Annotated in this window: 17 protein-coding genes and 2 pseudogenes; 9 read left to right on the top strand and 10 right to left on the bottom strand. The window is 58.2% G+C overall.

Annotated elements, in window-relative coordinates:
- Nucleotides 1-241: 241 nt before the first annotated feature.
- Together FFH21_RS27920 and FFH21_RS27925 are read left to right on the top strand one after the other, a co-directional pair.
- Complete coding sequence (locus FFH21_RS27920; RefSeq protein WP_004666617.1) at nucleotides 242-1,525, top strand: hypothetical protein; 1,284 nt, start codon at nucleotides 242-244, stop codon at nucleotides 1,523-1,525.
- A 76-nt stretch (nucleotides 1,526-1,601) separates the two neighbouring features.
- Nucleotides 1,602-3,512, top strand: coding sequence for an acyltransferase family protein (locus tag FFH21_RS27925; RefSeq protein WP_041924684.1), 1,911 nt, complete (start codon nucleotides 1,602-1,604; stop codon nucleotides 3,510-3,512).
- Between the two features lie 69 nt (nucleotides 3,513-3,581).
- Here FFH21_RS27925 and FFH21_RS27935 read toward each other — a convergent pair whose 3' ends face one another.
- The 9 genes and pseudogenes from FFH21_RS27935 to FFH21_RS27970 all read right to left on the bottom strand — a co-directional run bounded on the left by FFH21_RS27935 (nucleotide 3,582) and on the right by FFH21_RS27970 (nucleotide 13,694).
- The gene (locus FFH21_RS27935) at nucleotides 3,582-4,220 is read right to left on the bottom strand and encodes a response regulator transcription factor (protein WP_004660659.1); all 639 of its coding nucleotides are present in this window, start codon (nucleotides 4,218-4,220) and stop codon (nucleotides 3,582-3,584) included.
- Nucleotides 4,220-5,287 (bottom strand): sensor histidine kinase, encoded by a 1,068-nt coding sequence (locus tag FFH21_RS27940; RefSeq protein ID WP_032704343.1) that lies wholly within the window; start codon nucleotides 5,285-5,287, stop codon nucleotides 4,220-4,222. Before FFH21_RS27940 ends, FFH21_RS27935 begins: the two co-directional genes overlap by 1 nt.
- A gap of 49 nt (nucleotides 5,288-5,336) precedes the next feature.
- A complete protein-coding gene (locus tag FFH21_RS27945) occupies nucleotides 5,337-6,641 on the bottom strand; it encodes an AAA-associated domain-containing protein (RefSeq protein ID WP_029241027.1) in 1,305 nt (434 codons plus the stop codon).
- 20 nt (nucleotides 6,642-6,661) lie between these two features.
- The gene (locus FFH21_RS27950; protein ID WP_011169923.1) at nucleotides 6,662-8,416 is read right to left on the bottom strand and encodes an ABC transporter permease subunit; all 1,755 of its coding nucleotides are present in this window, start codon (nucleotides 8,414-8,416) and stop codon (nucleotides 6,662-6,664) included.
- 488 nt (nucleotides 8,417-8,904) lie between these two features.
- Nucleotides 8,905-9,768 (bottom strand): methyl-accepting chemotaxis protein, encoded by an 864-nt coding sequence (locus FFH21_RS31210; protein WP_369812074.1) that lies wholly within the window; start codon nucleotides 9,766-9,768, stop codon nucleotides 8,905-8,907.
- A 39-nt stretch (nucleotides 9,769-9,807) separates the two neighbouring features.
- Nucleotides 9,808-10,827 (bottom strand): annotated as a pseudogene (locus tag FFH21_RS31215) (methyl-accepting chemotaxis protein); the annotation flags it as partial.
- Nucleotides 10,828-11,008: 181 nt separating this feature from the next.
- Nucleotides 11,009-11,878: a methyl-accepting chemotaxis protein gene (locus tag FFH21_RS31220; protein WP_371217867.1), complete on the bottom strand. Its 870-nt coding sequence runs from the start codon at nucleotides 11,876-11,878 to the stop codon at nucleotides 11,009-11,011.
- Nucleotides 11,879-13,039 (bottom strand): annotated as a pseudogene (locus FFH21_RS31225) (HAMP domain-containing protein); the annotation flags it as partial. It lies immediately after the preceding gene.
- Nucleotides 13,040-13,469: 430 nt separating this feature from the next.
- The gene (locus FFH21_RS27970) at nucleotides 13,470-13,694 is read right to left on the bottom strand and encodes a DUF6555 family protein (protein WP_004660653.1); all 225 of its coding nucleotides are present in this window, start codon (nucleotides 13,692-13,694) and stop codon (nucleotides 13,470-13,472) included.
- Between the two features lie 425 nt (nucleotides 13,695-14,119).
- Between FFH21_RS27970 and FFH21_RS27975 the strand changes: the two genes are divergently transcribed.
- Nucleotides 14,120-15,001 carry a manganese catalase family protein gene (locus FFH21_RS27975; RefSeq protein WP_004660652.1) on the top strand — a complete coding sequence of 294 codons (882 nt, stop codon included), beginning with the start codon at nucleotides 14,120-14,122 and terminating at the stop codon, nucleotides 14,999-15,001.
- 38 nt (nucleotides 15,002-15,039) lie between these two features.
- On the top strand, nucleotides 15,040-15,237 hold the full coding sequence (locus FFH21_RS27980; protein ID WP_004660651.1) for a hypothetical protein: 198 nt from the start codon (nucleotides 15,040-15,042) through the stop codon (nucleotides 15,235-15,237).
- Between the two features lie 195 nt (nucleotides 15,238-15,432).
- Here FFH21_RS27980 and cysC read toward each other — a convergent pair whose 3' ends face one another.
- The gene (cysC, locus tag FFH21_RS27985; protein WP_011169925.1) at nucleotides 15,433-16,035 is read right to left on the bottom strand and encodes an adenylyl-sulfate kinase; all 603 of its coding nucleotides are present in this window, start codon (nucleotides 16,033-16,035) and stop codon (nucleotides 15,433-15,435) included.
- A gap of 216 nt (nucleotides 16,036-16,251) precedes the next feature.
- Between cysC and FFH21_RS27990 the strand changes: the two genes are divergently transcribed.
- The 5 genes from FFH21_RS27990 (at nucleotide 16,252) to FFH21_RS28010 (ending at nucleotide 22,682) form a co-directional block, all read left to right on the top strand.
- Entirely contained in the window at nucleotides 16,252-17,703 is a 1,452-nt protein-coding gene (locus FFH21_RS27990) for an iron-containing redox enzyme family protein (RefSeq protein WP_041924891.1), read from the top strand.
- The gene (locus tag FFH21_RS27995) at nucleotides 17,700-18,644 is read left to right on the top strand and encodes a class I SAM-dependent methyltransferase (protein ID WP_011169927.1); all 945 of its coding nucleotides are present in this window, start codon (nucleotides 17,700-17,702) and stop codon (nucleotides 18,642-18,644) included. The genes FFH21_RS27990 and FFH21_RS27995 overlap by 4 nt, the downstream gene beginning before the upstream one ends.
- 174 nt (nucleotides 18,645-18,818) lie before the next feature.
- Nucleotides 18,819-19,232 (top strand): VOC family protein, encoded by a 414-nt coding sequence (locus tag FFH21_RS28000; RefSeq protein ID WP_004660647.1) that lies wholly within the window; start codon nucleotides 18,819-18,821, stop codon nucleotides 19,230-19,232.
- 526 nt (nucleotides 19,233-19,758) lie between these two features.
- On the top strand, nucleotides 19,759-21,903 hold the full coding sequence (locus FFH21_RS28005) for a TonB-dependent siderophore receptor (RefSeq protein ID WP_011169928.1): 2,145 nt from the start codon (nucleotides 19,759-19,761) through the stop codon (nucleotides 21,901-21,903).
- Complete coding sequence (locus FFH21_RS28010; protein WP_004666626.1) at nucleotides 21,903-22,682, top strand: ABC transporter ATP-binding protein; 780 nt, start codon at nucleotides 21,903-21,905, stop codon at nucleotides 22,680-22,682. The genes FFH21_RS28005 and FFH21_RS28010 overlap by 1 nt, the downstream gene beginning before the upstream one ends.
- Nucleotide 22,683 lies beyond the last annotated feature (1 nt).

Genomic DNA, 22,683 nt, shown 5'->3' on the forward strand with positions numbered 1-22,683 from the left:
GCCGTTCTGAACGCTCCGCGTCCTGTCCCGGGTACTAAGTGCAGCGCATAGCCCTTAATCCTGACTAATTAATTGACAGTTGCCCGAACTGCGACTGATATACGTGTTGTCACGCCGTTGCGAGCGTTCGCTCCAGACCTTTCATCTCCCAGAGCCTTCCTGTGTCGACACATGCCCGTGATCGTCGGGCGGTAGCTTTGTCCGCGCAATTCCCCTGACGCATATCCAGAAGGCAGCCAGCATGGCGTTGACTACTGCGAACAGCGCCGACACCAGGTCGTCGGTGATGTCCTTTGATAAATCCACGGTGGTGGTGTGGGTCGCCATCAGCCTGATTCTGGTCGAGACCTTCTCCGGAGCCTTGCGCTTCTACTTCGATCAGGCAGGCATCAGCCCCCTGCTCTACATGCCCAAAGCTGCCTGCATCCTGTTGTTTGTGCTTGAGCTGTGCACCTTCAAAGCGGGACGGTTGTTCTGGGCGTTCATGGTGGTGTGGCTGATTTCCGGGCTGCTGGCCATGCTACATCGCGCCAGCGTCTACAACCTGGCGTTCAGTCTGTTCGCGCTGAGCCCGCTGGTGTTCGGCCTGGTGTGCAGCAAGCACCTGCTCTACCGCCGCACGCTGTTGTACCGCGCCATCGGCTTTTGCCTGCTGGCCTCACTGCTGGGTATGGCTCTGGACAAGTACACCTCGGTGCCCTGGAAGGGCTACAGCTACAGCGTCGGTGAAACCGAACTGAGCGCCAACACCACATGGAGCGCGGACGAGGTAGACCGCATTGCCGGTTTCGCCAGAGTGTCCAACGTGCTGTCGATCATGATCGCCTTCTACACGCTGTACCTGATCATGTTCCTGCGCTCACGCCTGATGATGATCCTGCTCAGTGCCGTGGCGCTTTACGCCATCGTGCTGACCACCAGCAAAGCGCCAGCCGCGGCATTCGCCCTGACCCTCATTCTGCTGTTGCTGCGGCGAATGAGCTGGACCTGCCGAACGCTTTGCATCGTGGTGGCAGGCATCGGGCTGCTGCTACCGACTCTAGGGCTGATTGTGAGCCCCGATGCCTATGCGGTGAGTAGCGGCGGCTCTCTGGCCTCGCTGTATGACCGGATGATCAATACCTGGCCCAACCTGATAAATGCCATGAGCCGCGAAGGCTGGATGATCAGCGGCGCGGGCTTCGGCATGGTCGGTAGCACAATGGGGCTGTTTCCGGTCGAAGGTGCCGGCGTATTTCTCGGCATGGACAGCTCGGCCCTGTATCTGTGGGCGATGCTGGGCGTGCTGGGGCTGTTGCTGTACGCGCTACAGATTCCGCTGTTGTTCCGACTGATCGATGATCAGACCCGCATCGGCCACATGCTGCTGGCGATCAGTTTCTGCTGGTGCCTGATCAGCTGGACCACCGACATGTTCGAGGTCGCTGTCGCCAATCTGTTTATAGGCGTGGCCATTGGTCATGTGATTGCCGGCAGACAATCCGCTGCAAGCCATGCGCTCAGGCTGCCCTCCGCTGCCCACTGACGGACCGCCAGATCATTTACCGGCCGCTGCACAGTGCCACTCTCCCTCACGATCATCCACCGGATGGCTTTCTCAAATGGACTTCAGAAAAGACATCAATGGGCTGCGCGCCATCGCGGTGGCTGCGGTGCTGCTCTTTCACTTTCAACCCGCCTGGCTGCCTGGCGGTTTCGCAGGGGTGGACGTGTTTTTCGTGATCTCGGGGTATCTGATTACCGGGATCATCCTACGTGGCTTGAGAAGCGGCAAATTCAGGCTGACAACATTCTACACGTCGCGGGCCAGACGCATCGTCCCGGCCCTCGCGGTGCTGTGTCTTGCCTTGCTGCTGGGCTGGTTCTCTTTGCTGCCGCTGGACTACAGCGCGTTGGGCACTCATGTGGCCAGCAGCCTGGGATTCGTTTCCAACGTTGTCTACTGGCGCGAGGCCGGTTATTTCACCGCCAGTGCTCATGAGAAATGGCTGCTGCACACCTGGTCGCTGTCGGTGGAGTGGCAGTTTTACCTGCTGTACCCGATTGCACTGTTGCTCCTCAGTCGCTTTGTCGCGCTGCACAATCTGCGCTGGTGGGTGCTGGGCGCAAGTCTGGCGGGCTTTGTGGTGTGTGTGTTTGCCTCGTCCCGATGGCCAGAAGCCGCGTTTTACCTGCTGCCGACCCGTGCCTGGGAGTTGCTCGCGGGTGGCGTGGCCTGCCTGTTCCCGCTGCAACTCAGGCCCCTACAGCAGCGAGTTCTGGAACAGGTCGGACTGGCGCTGATCGTTGCCGGTTTCTGTCTGCTGTCCGTGCAGGATACGTGGCCAGGGTATCTGGTGCTGATGCCGGTGCTGGGGACTTTCGCGGTGATCGCGGCGGCCCGCAATGATTCGCTGCTGACCTGCAGCCCGCTGTTTCAATGGGCAGGCAAACTGTCGTACTCGTTGTACCTGTGGCACTGGCCGGTGGTGGTGTGGATGAACTACACCGGTTTGCTGGGCGACACCCGCACGGTGCTATTGGGCATCGGTGTGGCCCTGACACTGGGGCTGATCTCATGGCGGTTGATCGAGCGGCCCGCCATCCCACATCAACCTGACCAGCGCCGGAAATTTGCCATGCCTGGCGCACTGGTCGTTCTGGTCTTTGTGGCGGGGGCGCTGGTGGGTGCGACGCGAGGCGCGGTATCGCCACTTCGCCCGATCAGTGTTTCGGAAAAGGCGCATTTCATCCAGGAATACGTTGATCGACAGCACAACCTGTACGAGCCCTACTGGCTGAAATGTGACGCCTTTTCCGCCCTGACCCAGCGTGGCCAGTCGGGCATCGACGAGACCTGCACGCGCAAACAGGGGCCGGGCGGAGTGTTCTTGTGGGGCGATTCTCACGCCCAGGCGTTGTCACTCGGGCTGCGTACCTTGCTGACACGCACGACCCCCTTCTATCAGGTGGCCTCGGCCAGTTGCGTTCCCGACCTGAATGACCACGAGGGACGCGCGTCAGCGACCAGCAAGGCCTGCGACTACTCCAACAGGACTGCCCTGCAGAGCATCGACAGGCTGCGTCCGGACATCGTGGTCATCGCGCAGAAGGATGGCCACGACAAGACCGACTGGAAGCAGATTGCGGCCCGCCTCAAGGGCTTTGGCGTGAAACATATCGTGCTGATCGGTCCGATGCCGTCGTGGAGCCCATCGCTGCCCAGTGTCATCGTCAACCGTCATTGGGGGCTGAGCGAGTCGCATATCCGCGATCCGGCGCTGGATCAAAGCGTCATGCGGGTGGATCAGACAACCCGCGTGCTGGCTGTATCGGCGGGCATCCAGTTTGTGTCGCTGATCGACAAGCTGTGCATCGCCGATGCCTGCCGGGTACGCCTGGAAAACAGCCGCTCATTGCTGCAGATCGACTCGGGACACTTGAGCGCAGAGGGTTCGTTGTACGTGGTGCGCAACTACGTATTGCCACAACTGGTGAATGAGTCGAGCAAGCAGCGCGGCGCAGAGTTGTGACACGGAGTCTCACGCAAGGCGGTCACACGCTGGAGCGCAAGGAACGATAAGTGTGCGGGCGTGGGTTAATCAACGGAGTTCTTTGAGCCGCTCGGCAAACTTGACCAGGTCAGCCAGCGAGTCGGCTTCCATCTTGCGCATGACCGAGCCACGCCGGACCTTGACGGTGATTTCACTCACGTTCAGGCGGGCTGCGATCTGTTTGTTGAGCAAGCCACTGACGACCAGTTCCATCACCTGCTGTTCGCCATGATTCAGGCTGGCGTGACGGCGCTGCAACTCGGCTTCGACGGCGGAGTTGCGGCGACGGCTGCGGTCTCGCTCAAGCCCTTGCTGGAGCGCATCCAGCAAGTCCTGGTCACGGAAGGGTTTGGTCAGAAACTCCACCGCACCGGCCTTCATCGCCCTTACGGACATAGGGATGTCGCCATGCCCGGTGATGAAAATGACCGGCAGAAAAATCCCCGACCTGGCCATGTGCTCCTGAAAATCCAGGCCACTCATGCCGGGCATGCGAATGTCCAGAATCAGGCAGCCCGGCGCATCAGGACGAGGGGTGTCCATGAACTCGCGGGTCGAGCCGAACAACATGCTGCGCAAGCCGACTGACGCCAGCAGGTCTTCCAGCGAAGAACGCACCGAGAGGTCGTCATCGATGACAAAGATGACCGGCTCTTCGGCCTGCGGTGCAGTGGCGGCTGTGTTCATCAGGTTTCCATTTTTCCAGTGGGCAGCGTGAAATGAAACGTGGCGCCGATTGAGGGGTTGGGCGTCACCCAGATTCGCCCGCCATGGGCTTCGATGATAGACCGACTGATCGCCAGTCCAATCCCCATGCCTTCCTCCTTGGTGGTGTAGAAAGCGTCGAAAAGCCGGTCGGCTGCTTCCGGCTGAATCCCTACGCCGCTGTCGCTGACAGTGAACTCGATTTCCCCGCCTCCGCGCCACTCGGCCCGCACGTCCAGTTGCGCCTGTTCCGGTTCGACTTTCCTCATCGCGTCCATGCCGTTGAGCATCAGGTTCAGCAGCACTTGCTGGATCTGCACCCGGTCAGCCAGCAGCGGTGGCATTCCCTCCGGCACGTCAACCGACAGTGTGACGCCCTGCCCGTCTATCTCGCTGTGCGCAAGCGCGACAATCTCGGCCACCGTGTCCGCCACACTGATCCACTCTTTGTGCGTCGACGAGCGCTTCGCCAGGGCGCGCACGCGCACGATGATATCTCCGGCGCGATTAGCATCACCGATCATGCGCTCGACTGCCTGACGGGCCTTTTCCAGATTGACCGGCTCGGTGGCCAGCCAGCGCTGACAGGCGTTACCGCTGATGACAATCGCCGACAGCGGCTGATTCACCTCATGGGCAATGGACGCAGCAAGCTCACCCAACTGATTGACCCGTGCGATGTGCGCCAGCTGCGAGCGCGCTTCATGAACCGTGCGGATGGCCCGCGCCATACGCAGCGCCAGCCAGGTGGTCATGGCGATGGCGGCCAGGCTGATGACGCAGTTGATCAGCCCGGACGCCTCGCTGCCTCTGGAGGTGGTCATTTCGTAACTGACCACCGTCAGCAGCATGCACACCGCCGCCATGACAATAACGCCCCTGAACGGCAAAAGCCTGACCGCCAGCAACACCACCGCGATCTGGAACACCCCCACGGCGATCTCCAGATCGGTCAGGGTATCGGCAATCGCGATGACCAGCGCCAGCGCCAGCAAAGCGACCCACCTGACGACCATCGCGGTCCTGCTACAGGATTCTGGCTCGTGCATCTGCACCATCTCGCTCTTCAAAAGGCCTGCCGAGTATGTCGTACAAACCTCAGGACGGGTTATCCAGACTGAACTGATCGGCCAGCTCATCATAAGCGAACAGCTCGGCGTAACGCCCCCATTGCGTAACGACATTCAGGGTCTGCATGGCATCGCTTTCCGACATGAAGTCTTCCAGTTGATCGCGAAAACGCCGCGCCGGTGCCGTGTGCGTGGGGCGATCATCCAGCACTCGCCGAATGTGCGCGACCAGCGGCACGAAGCTCAGCAGGTGCTGGGCAAACAGTTGCTTGCGTTCGTCCACATCCGCCAGCGCATAGCGATTTGCGGCAGGCAACAAGCGAATATCACCGCCCTTGAGTTCTGCAAAACGCAGCAGTTGCAGGACCTCGGCAATCGGGAACAGCTCGTCGGCGTTGTAGTGCAGCGCGCTGGCCAGTTCCGGCAGGTCCGCTTTGAGGCTGTAGGGCGGCGCATGAATGGCTTCGATCAGCCCTGCCAGCGCATTGGTGGACACCTGCGGCAAGACCATGCCCAGCCCGGTGCCTGGAAACACGCCCTGACGTATTTCGCCTGCATCGTTGTCCTGGGTCATCAGCACGTAAATCTCCTCCACCAGCGCCCGGAAGATTGGGTCCTGACGGTTGCGCGGCTGAGGCAGATCGACCTTGATCTCGCTGATCACCCGACCCGGATTGGAGGAGAACAGCAGAATGCGATCGCACATCAGCACGGCTTCGGCAATGTTGTGCGTCACCATCAGGATCGACTTGATGGGCATGCGCCCTTCGCTCCACATATCCAGCAAGTCGGTGCGCAGGGTTTCGGCCGTCAGCACATCGAGCGCGGAAAACGGCTCGTCCATCAGCAGTACATCAGGGTCGATCACCAGCGCTCGTGCCATGCCCACCCGCTGGCGCATGCCGCCTGAAAGCTCTTTGGGGTAAGCACTCTCAAAGCCGTCCAGACCGATCAGGTCGATGGCCGCCAACGCGCGCTTGCGACGCACGGCAGGTGGCACACGTTGCGCTTCAAGCCCGACTTCGACATTTTCCAGCACGGTCAGCCACGGGAACAGGGCAAAGCTCTGAAAAACCATGCCTACCGACATCGCCCGCCCCTGCACGCGGCGAGGAAAATTCACTTCGCCTTCGGTGGGCACCACCAACCCCGCGATGGAGCGCAGCAGGGTGGACTTGCCCGAGCCGGAGCGACCCAGCAAGCCGACTATTTCGTTCTCATTGAGCGTCAGTGTCACGTCATCCAGCACCAGGCGCTCTTTGCTGCCTTTGCCGTACACATGTCGGACTTTCTGAACGTCTACCAGGCAACGCGTTTCGACAGCCATCATGATGGCGCCCTCCTCAATCAAAATCACACAAGACTCAGACGCCGCTCGGCAAACCCGTACAGCGGACGCCACAGCAACCGGTTGAACGCGATGACGAAGATCGACATGACAACAATGCCCAACGCAACGCGTGGAAAGTCTCCCGCCTGAGTCGCGTTGGCGATGTAAGAACCCAGCCCTGCCGCTTCCAGATGCTGATCACCCCAGGACACCGCTTCAGCGACGATGCTGGCGTTCCACGACCCACCCGATGCGGTCAGCGCCCCGGTGACGTAGTAGGGGAACACCCCCGGCAAGGCCACACGCCGCCACCACTGCCAGCCGCGCATGTTGAATATCGTGGCCGCTTCGCGCAGGTCAGTCGGCAAGGCGCTGGCCCCTGCGATCACGTTGAACAGGATGTACCACTGGGTGCCGAGCACCATCAGCGGCGAAAGCCAGATGTCCGGGTTCAGGTGCAGGCCGACAATCGCAATCACTGCAAAAGGGAACAGTACGTTGGCTGGAAAAGCCGCCATGAACTGCGCTATCGGCTGCAAGCGTTCAGCCCAGACCGGACGCAAGCCGATCCATACACCAACAGGCACCCAGATCAGGCTGGCGATGACGATCAGGACAATCACCCGCACCATTGTTGCCAGCCCCAATCCCAACGCGGTGACCAGGTCGCTCATGCCCAGCGATGTCTCGATGAACCTGAACAGGTAAACACTGCCGGTCAGGCAAGCAGCCATCACCAGGGCCAGCCATAGATAGTCGAGCAACCGGGCAACGCCAGGCGTGAGCTTTACGTTCCACAGCCGGGATACCACGCGCCAATCGATCAGCATCAGGCATTTGCACGGCGCAGCGAGGATCGAGCCCAGCATCGGTGCCACCCGCGAGCGACCCAGCAGGCTGTACATCCAGGAGCGCGGACGCTTTGACGACGCGGTTTGCTCGAAGCGAAACTTGTCCGCCCATGCCACGATCGGCCTGAACAACAATTGGTCATAGGCCAGGATCACCAGCGCCATTGCGCCCACCGCCCAGGCAATCGCAGCAAGGTTTTTCTGCTCGATGGCCAGCGCCAGCCACGAGCCGATGCCGGGCAAATTGACCGTGGTGTCGCCGACCGAAATGGCTTCGCAAGCGACCACAAAAAACCAGCCGCCGGACATCGACATCATCATGTTCCACACCAGCCCCGGTACGGCGAACGGCAGCTCCAGACGGGTAAAACGCAGCAGTGGAGACAGTCCGAACTGCCGGGTGACTTCATTCAGGTCGCTCGGCACGGTACGCAGTGACTGATAGAAACTGAATGCGAGATTCCATGCCTGGCTGGTGAAAATGGCAAAAATCGCTGCGCATTCGACACCCATTTGCCGACCGGGGAACAGCCCCATGAAAAAGGTCACTGTGAACGTCAGAAACCCCAGTACCGGAACCGATTGAAGAATATCCAGCGCCGGGATAATCACCTGCTCGGCCTTACGGCTTTTGGCCGCCAGCGTGGCCACGACAAACGTGAAAACCAGCGAAGCGGCCAGCGCGATGAACATGCGCAGCGTGGTGCGCAATGCATATTCGGGCAGGCGCGCAGGGTCGAGGCTCATCGGGCTTGAGTTCAGCGCGGCAAGTGGCTGCATCATCTGGCCCACGCCATACAGCACCAGCGCAATAAACACGGCAATAACGACCAGGCAAATACCATCGGCCCAATAAGGAGTGCGCGCACCGGGTTTTACAAAACGGGGCGTGCGCAGGCTTTTACCGAATTCAAATATCGAATGCATTGTTCACCTCGAATCGGCTGTGCAGGCGCGTACCCGCCAGCGTGATAAACAAACAGGCGGTCGGCGATAACAGAAAAAGGCCGTGAGTTAATAGTTGCCGGACAGTGAGTAAAGCTTATCGAGTTTTGAACAACTGTTAAAACCTGCAAAAGTAGGTCATGTTTATCTGTGAGTATGAGTTATATATACCAACGTATATTTGCAGGACTAACGGGTATGCCGTTCTGAATGTTCTGCGCCCGATCGTGAACAGTCGGCGCGGCGCAGATTTGTGACGCAGAGCGTCACCCAAGGCATTCCTACGCTGGAGCGTGAGGAACGATAGGTGTCTGTGAGAACGCAAGCTATCGTGCGACGCTCTGCGTCGCATGCCGTTCTGGACGCTCTGCGTCCTCTTTATGACTTCTTAGCTGGAGCGCAGGGAACGAGAGGTGTCCGAAAGAACACCTCACGCGCCCCGCTCCGCACGGGCACAACAGTGCGCTGATTCAGACGCGGAAGTGGCTGACCATCGTTTGCAACTGGCCTCCCAGACGCGCCAGTTCGACGCTGGAGGCTGCGGTTTCTTCGCTGGCTTCGGCGGTCTGCTCCGATACGTCGCGAACGTTGACGATGCTGCGGCTGATCTCGTCGGCCACCGAGCTTTGTTGCTCGGCGGCGGCTGCGATCTGCTGGTTCATCGCCTGAATATTCGACACGGTCCGGGTGATGCTTTCCAGTGACGTACCGGCCCTGCGCGTCAACTCGACACTGCTGTCAGTCAGTGTGCGGCTGCCAAGCATGATGCCCGACACCTGACGCGTGCCATTCTGCAATGCAGCCACCAGGCCCTCGATCTCCTCGGTGGACTGCTGGGTCCGTTGCGCCAGGCCGCGGACCTCGTCGGCCACCACGGCAAAACCACGACCGGCTTCCCCGGCACGCGCGGCCTCAATGGCCGCGTTGAGTGCCAACAGGTTGGTCTGCTCGGCAACCGCCTTGATTACATCCATAACCTTGCCGATCTTGTCGCTTTCCTGCTCCAGCACGTTCATTGCATCGGATGAGCGAACCACCTCGGCGGCCAGTCGCTCGATCTGCTGGATGGCTTCGCCGACGACCTTGTCACCCTCACGGGCCTGCTTGTCGGCATCGGAGGCAGCAACGGACGCCTGCTCGGCATTGCGTGCCACTTCGTGCACGGTGGCCGACATTTCATGCATGGCGGTCGCCACCTGATCGGTCTCGACCTTCTGGCTGTTGACCCCGGCGCTGGTCTGCTCGGTAACCGCCGACAGCTCTTCGGCAGCGCTGGCAATCTGCGTGACGCCGTCACGAATACCGGAAATCAGCTCGCGCAGGGTGGTGCCCATGCGCTGGATGCCCTGCTGCAATACGCCCAGTTCGTCACGTCGGGTGACAGCTTCGGTATGAGTCAGGTCGCCAGCAGCGATGCGCTCGACAATCGCCAGCGTGTCGCGCAGCGGCCGGGTGATCTGCCGGGTAATGACGATGGCCGCAAGAATGCCCAGCAACATGACCAACAGCACGCAACCGATCTGCAGATTACGCGCCTGAGCGGTGTCATCCTTGCCCATCTGCATCTGAATGCCATACAGCTCTTCGCCCAGTTTGACGATGGCAGCACCTTGGGAAGTCAGGTCCTTACGCACGCTCGCAGCAGTCTGAGTGGTGGCCTTGAAAGCGTCGACCGAGCTGCGGTAGCTACGAAGAGCGCTTTCAAACTGGGCAATCTGTTCGCGGTTGGCAGCGCCAAAAGTGGTTTTGAGCCTGTCCAGATGACTGATCGCCGTATCCAGTTGCTGAAAAGCTGCTGTCTCGGTCTTGTCATTGGGGTTGCTGGTATAACCACGTACTTCATAGCGAACCAGAATCAGGTCTTGCCTGGCGGCAGTCGCCAGTTGGGCCTGATCAAAACGCGCCGGGTCCGCAGGATCAATCTGCGTGACGGCATCGTTCAACGAGTCGACAGCCCGCATGGCAACCATGGCATTGGCGGTCATCTCGTTACGCACTTTGGCGCCAGCCTGAAACGCAGCGCGCATGCTGTTCAACGAGGCTTCATAGTCACGGGTGACATCGGCCAGTTCGCGCAGAGGCTTGAGGTTGAGCGGGTTGTTGAAGCTGATGAGCAGTGATTGCTGCTGCGCCTTGAAGACATCCAGCTTGCTCTGCATGTTTTGTGCGGCGGTTTCATCGCCGTCAGTCAGCATATATTGCAGGCGCGCGACCCGCAGATTGGTCAAGTTGTCACTCAACTCAGTGATGTCGCCGATTCTGTCGGTGCGATTGATGAGTTTATCGAGGCTGGTCCAGCCGACCAGGGCGAGAATGGCAGTGAAAAAAAGAACCGTCCCAAAGCCCAATGCCAACTTCATGTTGACGCTGATATTCGCAAAGCTGCTGTTCATAAAATCTCCTGAAAATGCTTTTTGTGCGCGACGAAAGAGCTGAAGATTTGTTTTTATGGACAGCAAACCCGCGCGCCAGAGCTATCGGCTGCAGAAGAGCAAAACTTGATCAAAAAAAGGCAATCAGCGTTCGAACGCCGATTCGAGAGGAGAATCGGGGGGCTGCAAGCCCCCGATCCGGTCAGGCAGTCAGCTTGAAACGCGCCACGACATTGCGCATGTCGGTGGCAACTCGCGCCAGTTCTTCGGCAGTGACCGCATTGTTGTCGATACCCAGCATCAAGGTCCCGGAGCTGTTGCGGATCTCCATGACATTACGGTTGATGTCTTCGGAAACCGCATGCTGCTGCACCGCGGCGCTGGCGATCTGAGTGTTCATCTCGACGATACGCTCGACGCCCTGGCTGATGCTCGACAGGCTGCCAGAAGCATCGCTGGCGGCACTGATGCACGCTTGAGCCTTTTGCTGGCCGGCCTGCATCTGCTGCACGGCAACATCGGTGGCACTTTGCAGTTGCTGGATGATGTTGCGGATTTCTTCGGTCGACGCCTGAGTGCGCGAAGCCAGTGTGCGGACTTCATCAGCCACCACAGCAAACCCACGGCCTTGCTCGCCAGCCCGGGCCGCTTCGATGGCAGCATTCAGGGCCAGCAAGTTGGTCTGATCGGCAATCGTACTGATGACCTGAATAACGCCACCAATCGACTGACTGTGCAGGGCCAGCGCCTGGACTTTCTGGGCGCTGACTTCCACTTCTTCAGCCAGAGCCTGAATGGTCGAGTGGGCCTGATGCATGATGCGCAGCCCGTTACGCGAGGCAGTGTTCGCTTCATCAGCAGCCAGCGCAGCACCTTCGGTGTTCTGCGCTACGTCGGCCACGCTTGTGGTCATTTCGTTGATGGCGGTCGCCACTTGCTCGGTTTCAGCCTGTTGCGCGTTCATCGACTGCTTGGCCAGACCGATGGAGGTGCCCAGGCGGGCAGCTACATCAGACAGCTCGTATGACGTGCGGTCCATGTGCGAAATGGAGCTGGCGAATGCTTCGGCCATCAGGTTCAGACCGTTGGCGATGTCAGCCACTTCGTCCTTGCTGCTCACCTGTACACGGGCGCTCAGATCACCGCCGGCCAGGCGACGGGTGACGCCCAGCAGACCATCAATGGTCAGGCGCAGGGCACGGTAGATGCTGAAGAACGCATAGAGCAACAGCAAGCCCATGATTACGCACATGGCAATCACGACTTCGCGTTGCAGCAACTGCGCGCTGTAACGCGTATCCAGTTCACCTTGAAGCGCACTTTGAATTTCGTCCTGGGCCTTATAAAGCCCGGCGACCACAGCGTTACCGCGCGCGCTCAGCGCCTGCCCCTGCGGCACCGAGAATTCCGTACCTTTGACGTACGCTTGCAGGTCATTGCGAAAGCCGTCCATCGTCGAGGTAGCCGAAGCGATAGGGTCACCAATGCGCGAGGCAAGCTCTGGCGCACGACGCTTGAGCAGTCGAATGCTTTGCTCCAGCTCCGCACGAAATTGCAGCTCGATCTTCAGCAGGCTCTCAAGCGAGCCGCGCATCGGTACGCTTAGCCCCTGACCAGTACTCAAACCGGCGGTGATACCCCGGATCTGACCGGCCACGTTGATTTCTCTGGGCATGCGAATGGTGCTCAGGTCGATCAGAAACAGCGAGGCATAATCTTCGTCCAGTACCATGCCCGAGGTAGCCGAGACGTAATAGATAAAGTTGAGTGTCTGGGCCAGCTGCTCATTCCACTGTGCAAGCACCTCGTCTTGCGAAAGACCGGGCTTGGTACTTTCCATCAGGGAACGCGCACTTTCACGAAGACGCTGTACGCGACTCTCGGTCTCCAACAGACTTCCCTGGCGGGCATCCATGTCGGCGAGGTTATTAAATGCTGTTTCAAGCTGAGTGCGGTTGCTGGCCAGATCCTGGGCAGCGGAGGCATCACCGGCGAGCAAACGGTTGGTTGCTGCACGCTGCAGCATGGAGAGTCGGAGAACGGGCGTCACGACATGCAAATATTCACGACCGATGCGTTCCTGGGCAACGGTGTCGATGCTCGCATTCAGACTGTTGAAAACCCGAAGACCGAGAACGATCAGCGGGATGACGATAATGATGGCTAAAACGGCAAACTTGGCAGGGAACCGCAGGCGATTGGTAAGGTAAATACCAGGCGAAAGGATGTTCATAGTGGTCTCTATTTTAATTTAGGTGCCCGATCCGGCTGAAAAAGCTCCTTTATTTCTTTGCATCACGGCAGGTGCAAGGTCAGTGGTGCCGCTTTGAAGGGAATCATCCATTCAGATAGAGGCATAGTGACATCACCTCAGAGCTGTGCCCCATCTGGAAGTTCAATGAGGGCCATCATCTGATACCGGTCTATCGGCAGGGCTACATAGAACCTGAGGTCGCGGGGGTTTGCGGGAAGACGCGGGGGCGGAGCCTGGGGAGTGAAGCTTGCGGTGAACGCTGATCCAAATGAGGTGGATTCAGTTCAGTACGGAGGAAACGGGTGTCCATCTGGCAGATCTGTCGACCACAGATCTTTCAGCGCGTACACCGTTGTGCGGCATCGTGACGCACAACGGTGAGCGTCATAGCGTTTTGAACGAGGGCCTTTCAAGCCCTCGTCCACTCCACGTTCGACAACCCCAGCTTTTCAGCCTGAGGCTTGCTCAGCTTTGGTACCGGGTCGGAACGGTACTTGGGGATCGCACCGAATCCTGCATCAACCGACGCCCAGTGCCAGGCTTCTTTATTGTCCATGACCACCGCTCTTATATAGAACGTCCTGTAACTGCCATGCAGCAGGTAATCGATACGGTAGTGTTTTTCATCAGCCATTGTGGTGCTCCTGCTTTGTCGACTCGCAAAACAGATCGCAGGGTTTTCGAAAAATTCAAAATATTAATGCCATAATGTAAACGATATCATATAGCTACCCTTGTTCGTACCCATAGGGATGGGCGCAAGGCTACGACAACTAATAGACTTTGTTTATAACCCCTCTTTTTTGGATTTTTCGCCAGCACAGACGGCTTACGCCCTCAGCTTTGCCTGCGGGGCCTCTGAACTAAGAGTGAGTTGTTTTTCAAAGATTAAGCGAATAAGAAAATTCTATTGAACCCGGATTTTCGGGCCGTTCATCCCGTTCACTAAAGTTATACGCAACGTATACATACCCGCCTTCTCATATCCAGTGACTGCGTTGAATCAAACCCATCCAGGTGGGTTGACGCTTCCCAAAAGATCACGCCTGAGGATACGACATGTTTATTCATAACAAGCGGCTTCAATATACCGTGCGGGTAGCTAGACCAAACCCTGGACTGGCCAATCTTCTGCTGGAACAGTTCGGCGGTGCCCAAGGCGAGCTGGCAGCAGCCGGACGTTATTTCACCCAAGGATTGAGCGAGGAGGATCCAGGCCGTAAAGATTTGCTGATGGACATCGCCACCGAAGAGTTGAGCCACCTGGAAATAGTCGGCTCCATTATTGTCATGCTCAATAAAGGCGCCAAAGGTCAATTGGCTGAAGGCATCGAAGAAGAAGGCGAGCTTTACCGCTCCATCAACGGCAATGGCAACGACTCCCATATCACCAGCCTGCTGTACGGGGCCGGTGCGCCGTTGACCAACTCTGCCGGTGTGCCTTTTACGGCGGCCTACATCGATACCATTGGCGAGCCAACGGCTGACTTCCGCTCCAACATCGCTGCGGAATCCAGAGCGAAGATTGTTTACGAGCGTTTGATGAACGTGACAGATGACCCGGGCGTGAAAGAGGCACTGGGCTTTCTGATGACACGTGAAATCGCGCATCAGTTGTCTTTCGAAAAAGCCCTGCACGCCATCCAGCCCAACTTTCCGCAGGGCAAACTGCCGGGCATGCCGGAATTTACCAACAAGTACTTCAACATGTCCGGTGAACCCAACGTACGCGGCCCGTGGAACCAGGGCGGTAACTGGGAGTATGTGGAATCGCCACAACCGGCTGTCGATGGCGGCGATGGCACTGCTTCCGTCACGCTGGATGCCAAGGATGCAGACGTGCTGGAAATGATGAAGGAGCGAACCCAGTCCGACCCGACTGCCAACCCTATTACCGGTGCGGATCTGGGTTCTGGTTTTGTACAGGGCAAAAATGTTTGAAACGGGTTTAAGCCTGTCTTGTTCAGGAGAACGGAATCATGAAAAAACTTCGCTCCCGCAAACCTCTCCCGTCTCAGGGCGAGTTGGATACTGCGTTGACCGACGCAGTGTTTGTAAAAGGGCTTCGTGCTTTCGAGGCTCAGGCGCTGCTTGCACGTCGGGGTCTTCAGGTGGTGATGGCTATGAAGGTCTTCGGGGTTGGAACCTTGCTTGATAACAACCTGCCAGGACGCTGATCACATCCGGTCATCAATGGCACACGGTCTATAAGACGAGTCCACGGGCAGGCTGGACATCAGCGTTGCCTGTGGATAAGTCCTTCATTTGCTGAAAAGGGTATAACCATGGCTCGTACGACCATAGAAGAGTTGTTCATTCACGAACTGTCAGATGTTTACAGCGCCGGACAAGGTGGAACTCAGGCACCCAGCTTATGTATTCAGACTGAGCAGTCGTAAAACTCGCTCAAGACAGTCATCCATTGATAATTGACTGCTATCAAGACAAAGGGCGGCGCCAGCAGGCGGTTCGTAAGGGGCGCTGATGCCGGTAAAGTCTTTCAACTCGCCTGCCAACGCCCGGCGATAAAGCCCTTTAGGGTCACGCTGAATGCAGGTTTCAAGCGGTGTGCTGATAAACACTTCGATGAAGCGTTCGTGGCCAATGATCGAGCGAGCGGCTTCCCGGTCGGCCTCATAGGGCGAAATGAACGACGAGATAACGATCAGGCCTGCGTCATTCATCAACCGGGCGACTTCTGCGATGCGCCTGATGTTCTCCGAACGGTCTGCCGCAGCAAACCCCAAATCCCGGCACAAACCCTGACGTATGTTGTCGCCATCCAGGGTATACGCAAGCCTGCCAAGGTCCATCAACGCTCGCTCCAGTGCAAACGCTATGGTGGACTTTCCGGAGCCGCTGAATCCGGTCAGCCAGACTGTTTTCGGCGTTTGCTTCAAATGCTGCTCACGGTCTGTCGAGGACACTTGGCTGGTTTGCCAGACAAGGTTCTGTACACCATGTGAGTTGTCCATGATCGCCTGTTCCTGATGTGCACACAGAACCAGAATACATTTTTTCCGCGAGGCATTCGTGCTCATGGAATAACCACATCTGCCACCTATCGGCCCTCGGCAAAATACGCTGAATTTCCCCGTATCACGATACTCACTTACCTACGCTGCATAGAAAACAGAAAGTCTCGCGTGACCGCGTCAATCGTGATTTTCAACTGCCGAGGTACGATTTTCATGACGTCTCTTCAAGTGATGACTGGTAATGCCGTCGTCAAAACCGTCGTTGAAGAAGCCTGTTCAAAAACCGTCTATCAATCATGGATGAGTGAACGTGCTCCAGAATATCAACACGATGCGGTCATGTTTCTGAATCACTGCCTGGCCCAGGCCGAGCGGGAAAACTGCGACCTTCCGGCTCAGCCTGAAGCGCTGGAACACTGGATGGAGCAGAACGTAGGGGTCGTAGCCGATCACTATGCGCTCTATCTTGAACAACGTCGCGCCGGACAACCCAGGCGATTTTTCAAGACCAAGGCTCACGCGATGTATTTCATTCAGCAGGTCGCGCCGACCAAGCTGGTTGACGGCGCATGGCTGTATGGCTTGCTGCCGCATTGGGCAGACTACCGTTTTCACGGTCTGATTCGTACTTACCTGGAAGAACTGGGCGACGGCGAACAGGCGCAGAATCATGTCTCCCTTTATCGCAAGTTGCTGGCCGACCTGGACTGCGACACCAGCGCCCCACTGGCAGATGACGCCTATCTGCAAGGCGCCATTCAGCTGTCATTGGGGCAACTGAGCGAGCAGTACCTTCCCGAGGTGATTGGTTACAACCTGGGCTATGAACAGCTGCCGCTGCATTTGCTCATCACATCGTTCGAACTGAATGAACTGGGCATCGACCCTTATTACTTCACGCTGCATGTGACGATCGATAACGCCAGCACCGGCCACGCACGCAAGGCTGCGCAGAGCGTTCTTGAGCTGTTGCCTGTGGGCCAGGAACGCGACGAATTTTATCGCCGTGTCGCCAATGGCTACAGGCTGAACGAGTTGGGCATGGGCTCGACTGCTGTGATCCAGTCGTTCGATCTGGAGCAGGAAGTGATCGCCATGCTGGAACGCAAGCGGACCTTTGGTCAGCACATGCATTCCGACTATTGCCGTCTGGACGGCAAGACAGTCAACGAATGGCTCGCAGAACCCGACCAGATCCCGGAGTTTGTCGCCGTGCTGCAGAACAGGGGCTGGATCAAGCGTCATGACGACCCTCTCAATAGCCGCTTCTGGAAACTGTTCGAAGGGGTCGGTGCACCGATGTTCGGCGTGTTCAATGGCTACGAAAAGCAATTGGTGCACGACTGGATCGCTGGCGACTGGCTGTCGGATGGCAGCGCTCAGCCGCCTGTCGGCAAGCGTCTGCCGGAAGCATTTCGATCCCGTTTCCGCAATCTGCAAGGCGGTGCTCAGCCATCGCCGGTTCTTGCCGTGCCTGCGTCGGCGGATGCTGACCCGGATGTGCGCGAGCTGCACATGAAACTCGAGTCGGCAGCAGCGTCCGAGAAGATGTCTACGTTGATCGAAAGCATGTCTCCGGCAAGGCACGCGACAGCCGCCGGGCTGCATGCCACTCGCCTGTTTGTCAGCAGCATGGCCGAACGAGTGACAGGAGCCCGCCCATGACTCAATCACTGCCCGACAGCGCCGCGCTGATTGCGCTCGCCCAGCGCCTCAAAACCAGTGGCTATCGTTTCATCACGCCCACGCCGTTGACTCATCAACACGTCAATCAACGCACGGAAAACCGCATTGCCGCGTCACTGCGGGATGTCTTCGGCTGGAGCCGTACGATACCGGAATCCATGCTTCCGGTTGCAGAGGCTCAAGGGCTTTTGGAAGCCGGTATTCTTCAACGCAACGAAGACGGCTTGAAGAGCCGGGTGAGATTTTCAAGCCTGGATGACTTGTTGCTGGTGCATTCCGCGTTTCCTACCGGCGATGAAGACTCGGTGTTTTTCGGTCCGGATACCTATCGCTTTGCGCACTCCATCAATCGTCATCTGCAAGGCACTTCACACTCGATCAGCCGTGCTGTCGACATCGGCTGTGGCACCGGCGCTGGTGCCCTGCTGATCGCAGTTGCGCGCCCGCAGGCGCAGGTCTACGCCGTCGACATCAACCCCAAGGCCCTGCATTTCGCTCAGACCAACGCCAGGGTGGCCGGGCTGGAAAACATGCAATGCTGCCACAGCGACATCCTCTCGGGTCTGACGGGCAACTTCGACCTCATCGTTGCCAACCCGCCGTATATGAAAGACGCCAAACGCCGCGCCTACCGCCACGGTGGTGACGCATTGGGCGCGGACCTGTCAGTGCGCATCCTGCGCGAATCACTGGATCGCCTTACCCCGGGCGGCTCGTTGCTGCTCTATACCGGCGTGGCCATGGTGGGCGAGCACGACCCGTTCTTCGAGGCCGTACGCAACGATATCGATCATGCGGCGCTGGCATGGACCTATCGCGAACTGGACCCGGATGTGTTTGGCGAAGAGTTGCTTGAAGAGGGTTACGAAGACGTGGACCGCATTGCAGCGGTGGAGCTGGTGGTGACAAGGCGGGCATAGAAATGTCCCGCAGGCCCATTTTGGTGTTCTTTAATAGTTCAGGCTTATAACGCACATAAGAACCGAGCATTGGTCAGCCCGTCGGCCTCCCGGTAAAACTTGCCACACGCCCTTGATCAACGAGACGCCGTTGATCAGGGAAGACTTGTCGCAAAACGGAAGGGATGACACCACATGCTACGACTCAACAAAATTATCGAAACGGCGCTCTATGTAGAGAACCTCGCCAAGGCCAGGGACTTTTATTCCGACACCCTTGAACTGGAGGTCATGTTTGAAAGCCCGACATTGGTGGCATTCAATGTGGGCGGTGTAAGTACCTTGCTGCTGTTCAAATGCGGAGCTTCACTGCAGACGCAGTATCTGAGCGGCGGAGAAATACCGCCTCATGATGCGCAAGGGCGAATTCATGTGTGCTTCGCTATCAACGCCGACCAGATGCAACCCTGGGCTGATCGCCTTGCTCAGGCCGAAGTCGCCATTGAAGGCCGGACTGAATGGCCTCAGGGCGGATCAAGCATTTACTTCCGCGACCCCGATGAAAATCTCGTCGAATTGCTGACGCCAGGATGCTGGGCGATTTATTGAGTCGTTATTGATCAGTAATCCCAGCATATTTCTTTGCCGCATGCTGCTCAGCGAGCACGGCGTTCGTGATTTTTTCGATGTAATCAAACACCTCTTCCTGCACTGAATATACGTAATGCTCGCGGCGGTTTTTGGAGACAGTAAATGACCCGGCAGATCCTCCGGATCGGGCGCAACGCCTGGAGGCACGGCCAGGGTTTCGCCGGTTTGCTCAATCCTCGTGACAGGCTGAACCCTTGCCGGTCGATGCAGAGGGAAGCCCGCGAGCTTTAACGATTCCTGATGCCGGGCATATCCAGCCAGATGCATGGGAAAATCCTTTGTCAGTCTACGCGTCCAGGTTTTCTTACTCTGCAAAGAAAATCCTGACTTCGAGCGGCTGTGCTCGTTTTTCTTGACTAACTAGTGATAAGCGTAGGTCTTCTCACATCCTTGGAGAAAACAGACGTGTATATCGTCGCCAAAATGTTATGTTATAACACTAGCAAATCATCAAGCGCAGTCCTCCAAAGCGACCCTTCAATCCATGATCAGCCCTCTTTTCCAGTCCCGCCGTGTAGTCACAACCCTCTGCCTGCTGGCCAGCAGCGCAGGTTACGCAAACGCTTCCGAACAGGTCGAGCTTGCCCCGTCCGCGATTAAGGCTACGGCCCAGTCGCAAGATGGAGAGCATCTCGATTCAGTTACCCATGCCGGTTCTCGCCTGTCATTGACGGCCTTGCAGACCCCGGCCAGCACCAGCTCGCTGAATGGGGACGAGGTGCGCAGTCGCGGTGACGAAAATGTGCAGCAGGCCGTGGCCCGCAGCCCCGGTATCACGGCGATCGGTACACCCGGCGACGGAGGCACGGCGTTGTCCGCGCGTGGTTTCACAGGTCAGGGCTCGGTGATGCAATTGTATGACGGCAGCCGCATGTACAGCGCCATGGGCACCGTCACCATGCCGGTCGATACCTGGGCAGTCGACCGCATTGAAGTGCTGCGCGGCCCGGCCTCCGTGCTCTATGGCGAAGGCGCTACCGGGGCAGTGATCAATGTCATTCCCAAGAAACCTTTTGAAGGCGATATCGAAAACCACCTGCGCCTTGGCTACGGTTCGTACGATAGCCAGCAGACCGCGCTGGACAGCGGCGGCTCGTTAACCGATCAATTGAGTTACCGTTTGAACCTCAATCAGCTGCGCAGCAACGGCTGGATCGATGACGGCGACTCGCAAAGCACTTTCTTCAGTGGTGCCCTGCGCTGGCAGGCCAGCGAAGACCTGACGTTCACCCTCGCCCATGACGGCGGCAATCAGCGCCCGATGAACTACTTCGGCGTGCCGATGATCAATGGCCGTTATCACGAAGGCTTGCGAGACAAGAACTACAACATCGAGAACGACAAGCAACATTACGACGACCAATGGACGCGGCTGACCACCGACTGGCAGATCTCCGACCGGCTCACCTCATCCAACGAGCTTTACTACCTGACCTCGCACCGACGCTGGCAGAACGCCGAAAACTACAACTGGGACGCTGCTACTCAGCAGCTGTCGCGCAGCGGCTATTTCAGCATCAAGCACAATCAGGAGCAGGTGGGAGATCGGCAGACGTTCACCTTCAAACACAGCCTGGGCGGGCTGGATAGCCAGAGTGTGCTGGGAATGGACGTCAACCGTATCCGTTTCAAGCTGACCAACAATTCGCCCTACAACGATGTGAATCCCGCGGGAGACCCCATTGATATCGAACATCCGGCACCGGGCAATTTTCAGAGTGCGTCGCCCTATTCGGAGCTGTTCAAAAGCACGACCCGACAACTGTCGGTCTTCGGGGAAAACCGCACGCAACTGAGCGACCAACTCTCGGTGATCACAGGCGTGCGCCGTGACTACGTGGATATCGAACGCAACGCCCTGCGTGACGACAGCCGCACAGAAAAAGACCTGATCGGCAACAACTGGAAAATCGGACTGGTTTACGCACTGACTCCGGACAGCTCTGCCTACGCTCAATACTCGACCAGCACCGATGGCGTCGGCAGCCTTGTCTCGCTCAACCCCACGCAGCAACAATTCGACCTCGCCACCGCCAGGCAATCGGAGGTGGGTTTCAAACAGGCCCTGTGGGACCAGCGCCTGGAGTGGACGCTGGCGGCTTACCATATCGTCAAGAAAAAGCTGCTCACCACCGATGCCGGCAATCCTGACCTCACCCAACAGGTAGGCCAGCAGTCTTCCGATGGGCTTGAGGCCAGCATGAAGCTGCAACTGCCGCAGGACTGGGCCCTGACCGCCAACGCGGCCTTCGTTCGTGCGCGCTATGACCAATTTGATCAGAGCGTATCGGGCGTGGCCGTCTCGCGTGACGGCAATACACCCGTCGATGTGCCAAAGCGCACGGCCAACCTGTGGCTCGACAAACAGCTCGGCAGCGCTGTGCAGATCGGCGCCGGGCTGCGCTACGTCGACAGCCGATACGCCGATATCGCCAACACCCGCGAACTGCCCGCCTACACCGTGGCGGACGCCAGCCTGTCATGGAAAGCACTGCGCAATACCACGCTCGGCTTGCAGGCGCGCAATCTGTTTGATCGGCAATACGCAGCGAGTCAGTACAACGAAGGCCAGCAATGGATTCTGGGTGAACCCCGCTCGCTGTACGTGACTGCGGACCTGAGTTTCTGATGCTTGCGCTAGAGCGTATCGCATGGGCGCCGGAACAGGCGTCGGTCTGCGCGCACGAACACTTCGCCCTGAAAGATATCGACCTGCAGATCGCTGCCGGCGAGTTTGTCGGCCTGATCGGTCCCAATGGCAGCGGCAAAACCAGCCTGCTGCGTTGCGCATTCCGCTACAGCCGTCCGCACAGCGGCAAGGTCGCGATCAACGCTCACGATATCTGGTCCCGCAGCCCGCGCTGGTGCGCCCGGCACGTCGCAGTGGTTGCTCAGGAATTCCCCGATGCATTCGGCCTGACGCTACTGGACGTGACGAGCATGGGCCGCGCGCCTCATCAGGGCTTCTTCGCTGCGGACAGCGCCCACGACCGCGCGATTGTGCAGAGCGCTTTGAACGCCGTAGGGCTGGCGGGCTATGAACAGCATCGGTTCGACACATTGTCCGGCGGCGAGAAACAGCGTTGCCTGCTGGCGCGGGCACTGGTGCAAGAACCTCAGTTAATGGTGCTCGACGAGCCGACCAATCACCTGGACCCGCGCCATCAACTGGAACTGCTGGGGCTGGTCAAGCAGCTCGGCGTGGCGACGCTGGCCAGTATCCATGACCTGAATCTGGCGGCGGCATTCTGTGATCGACTGTGTGTCATTCATCACGGCAGGCTCATTGCGCAAGGCACGCCCCAGGAAGTACTGACCCCGGAAATGCTGCTCCACGTATTCGGCGCCAAGGCGCTGGTCGACAGCCACCCTCTGCGTGATTACCCGCGCATTACCTGGATACCCTGAA

Origin of the sequence: Pseudomonas sp. KBS0707, assembly GCF_005937945.2 — a bacterium.
Classification (GTDB): Bacteria; Pseudomonadota; Gammaproteobacteria; order Pseudomonadales; family Pseudomonadaceae; genus Aquipseudomonas; species Aquipseudomonas amygdali.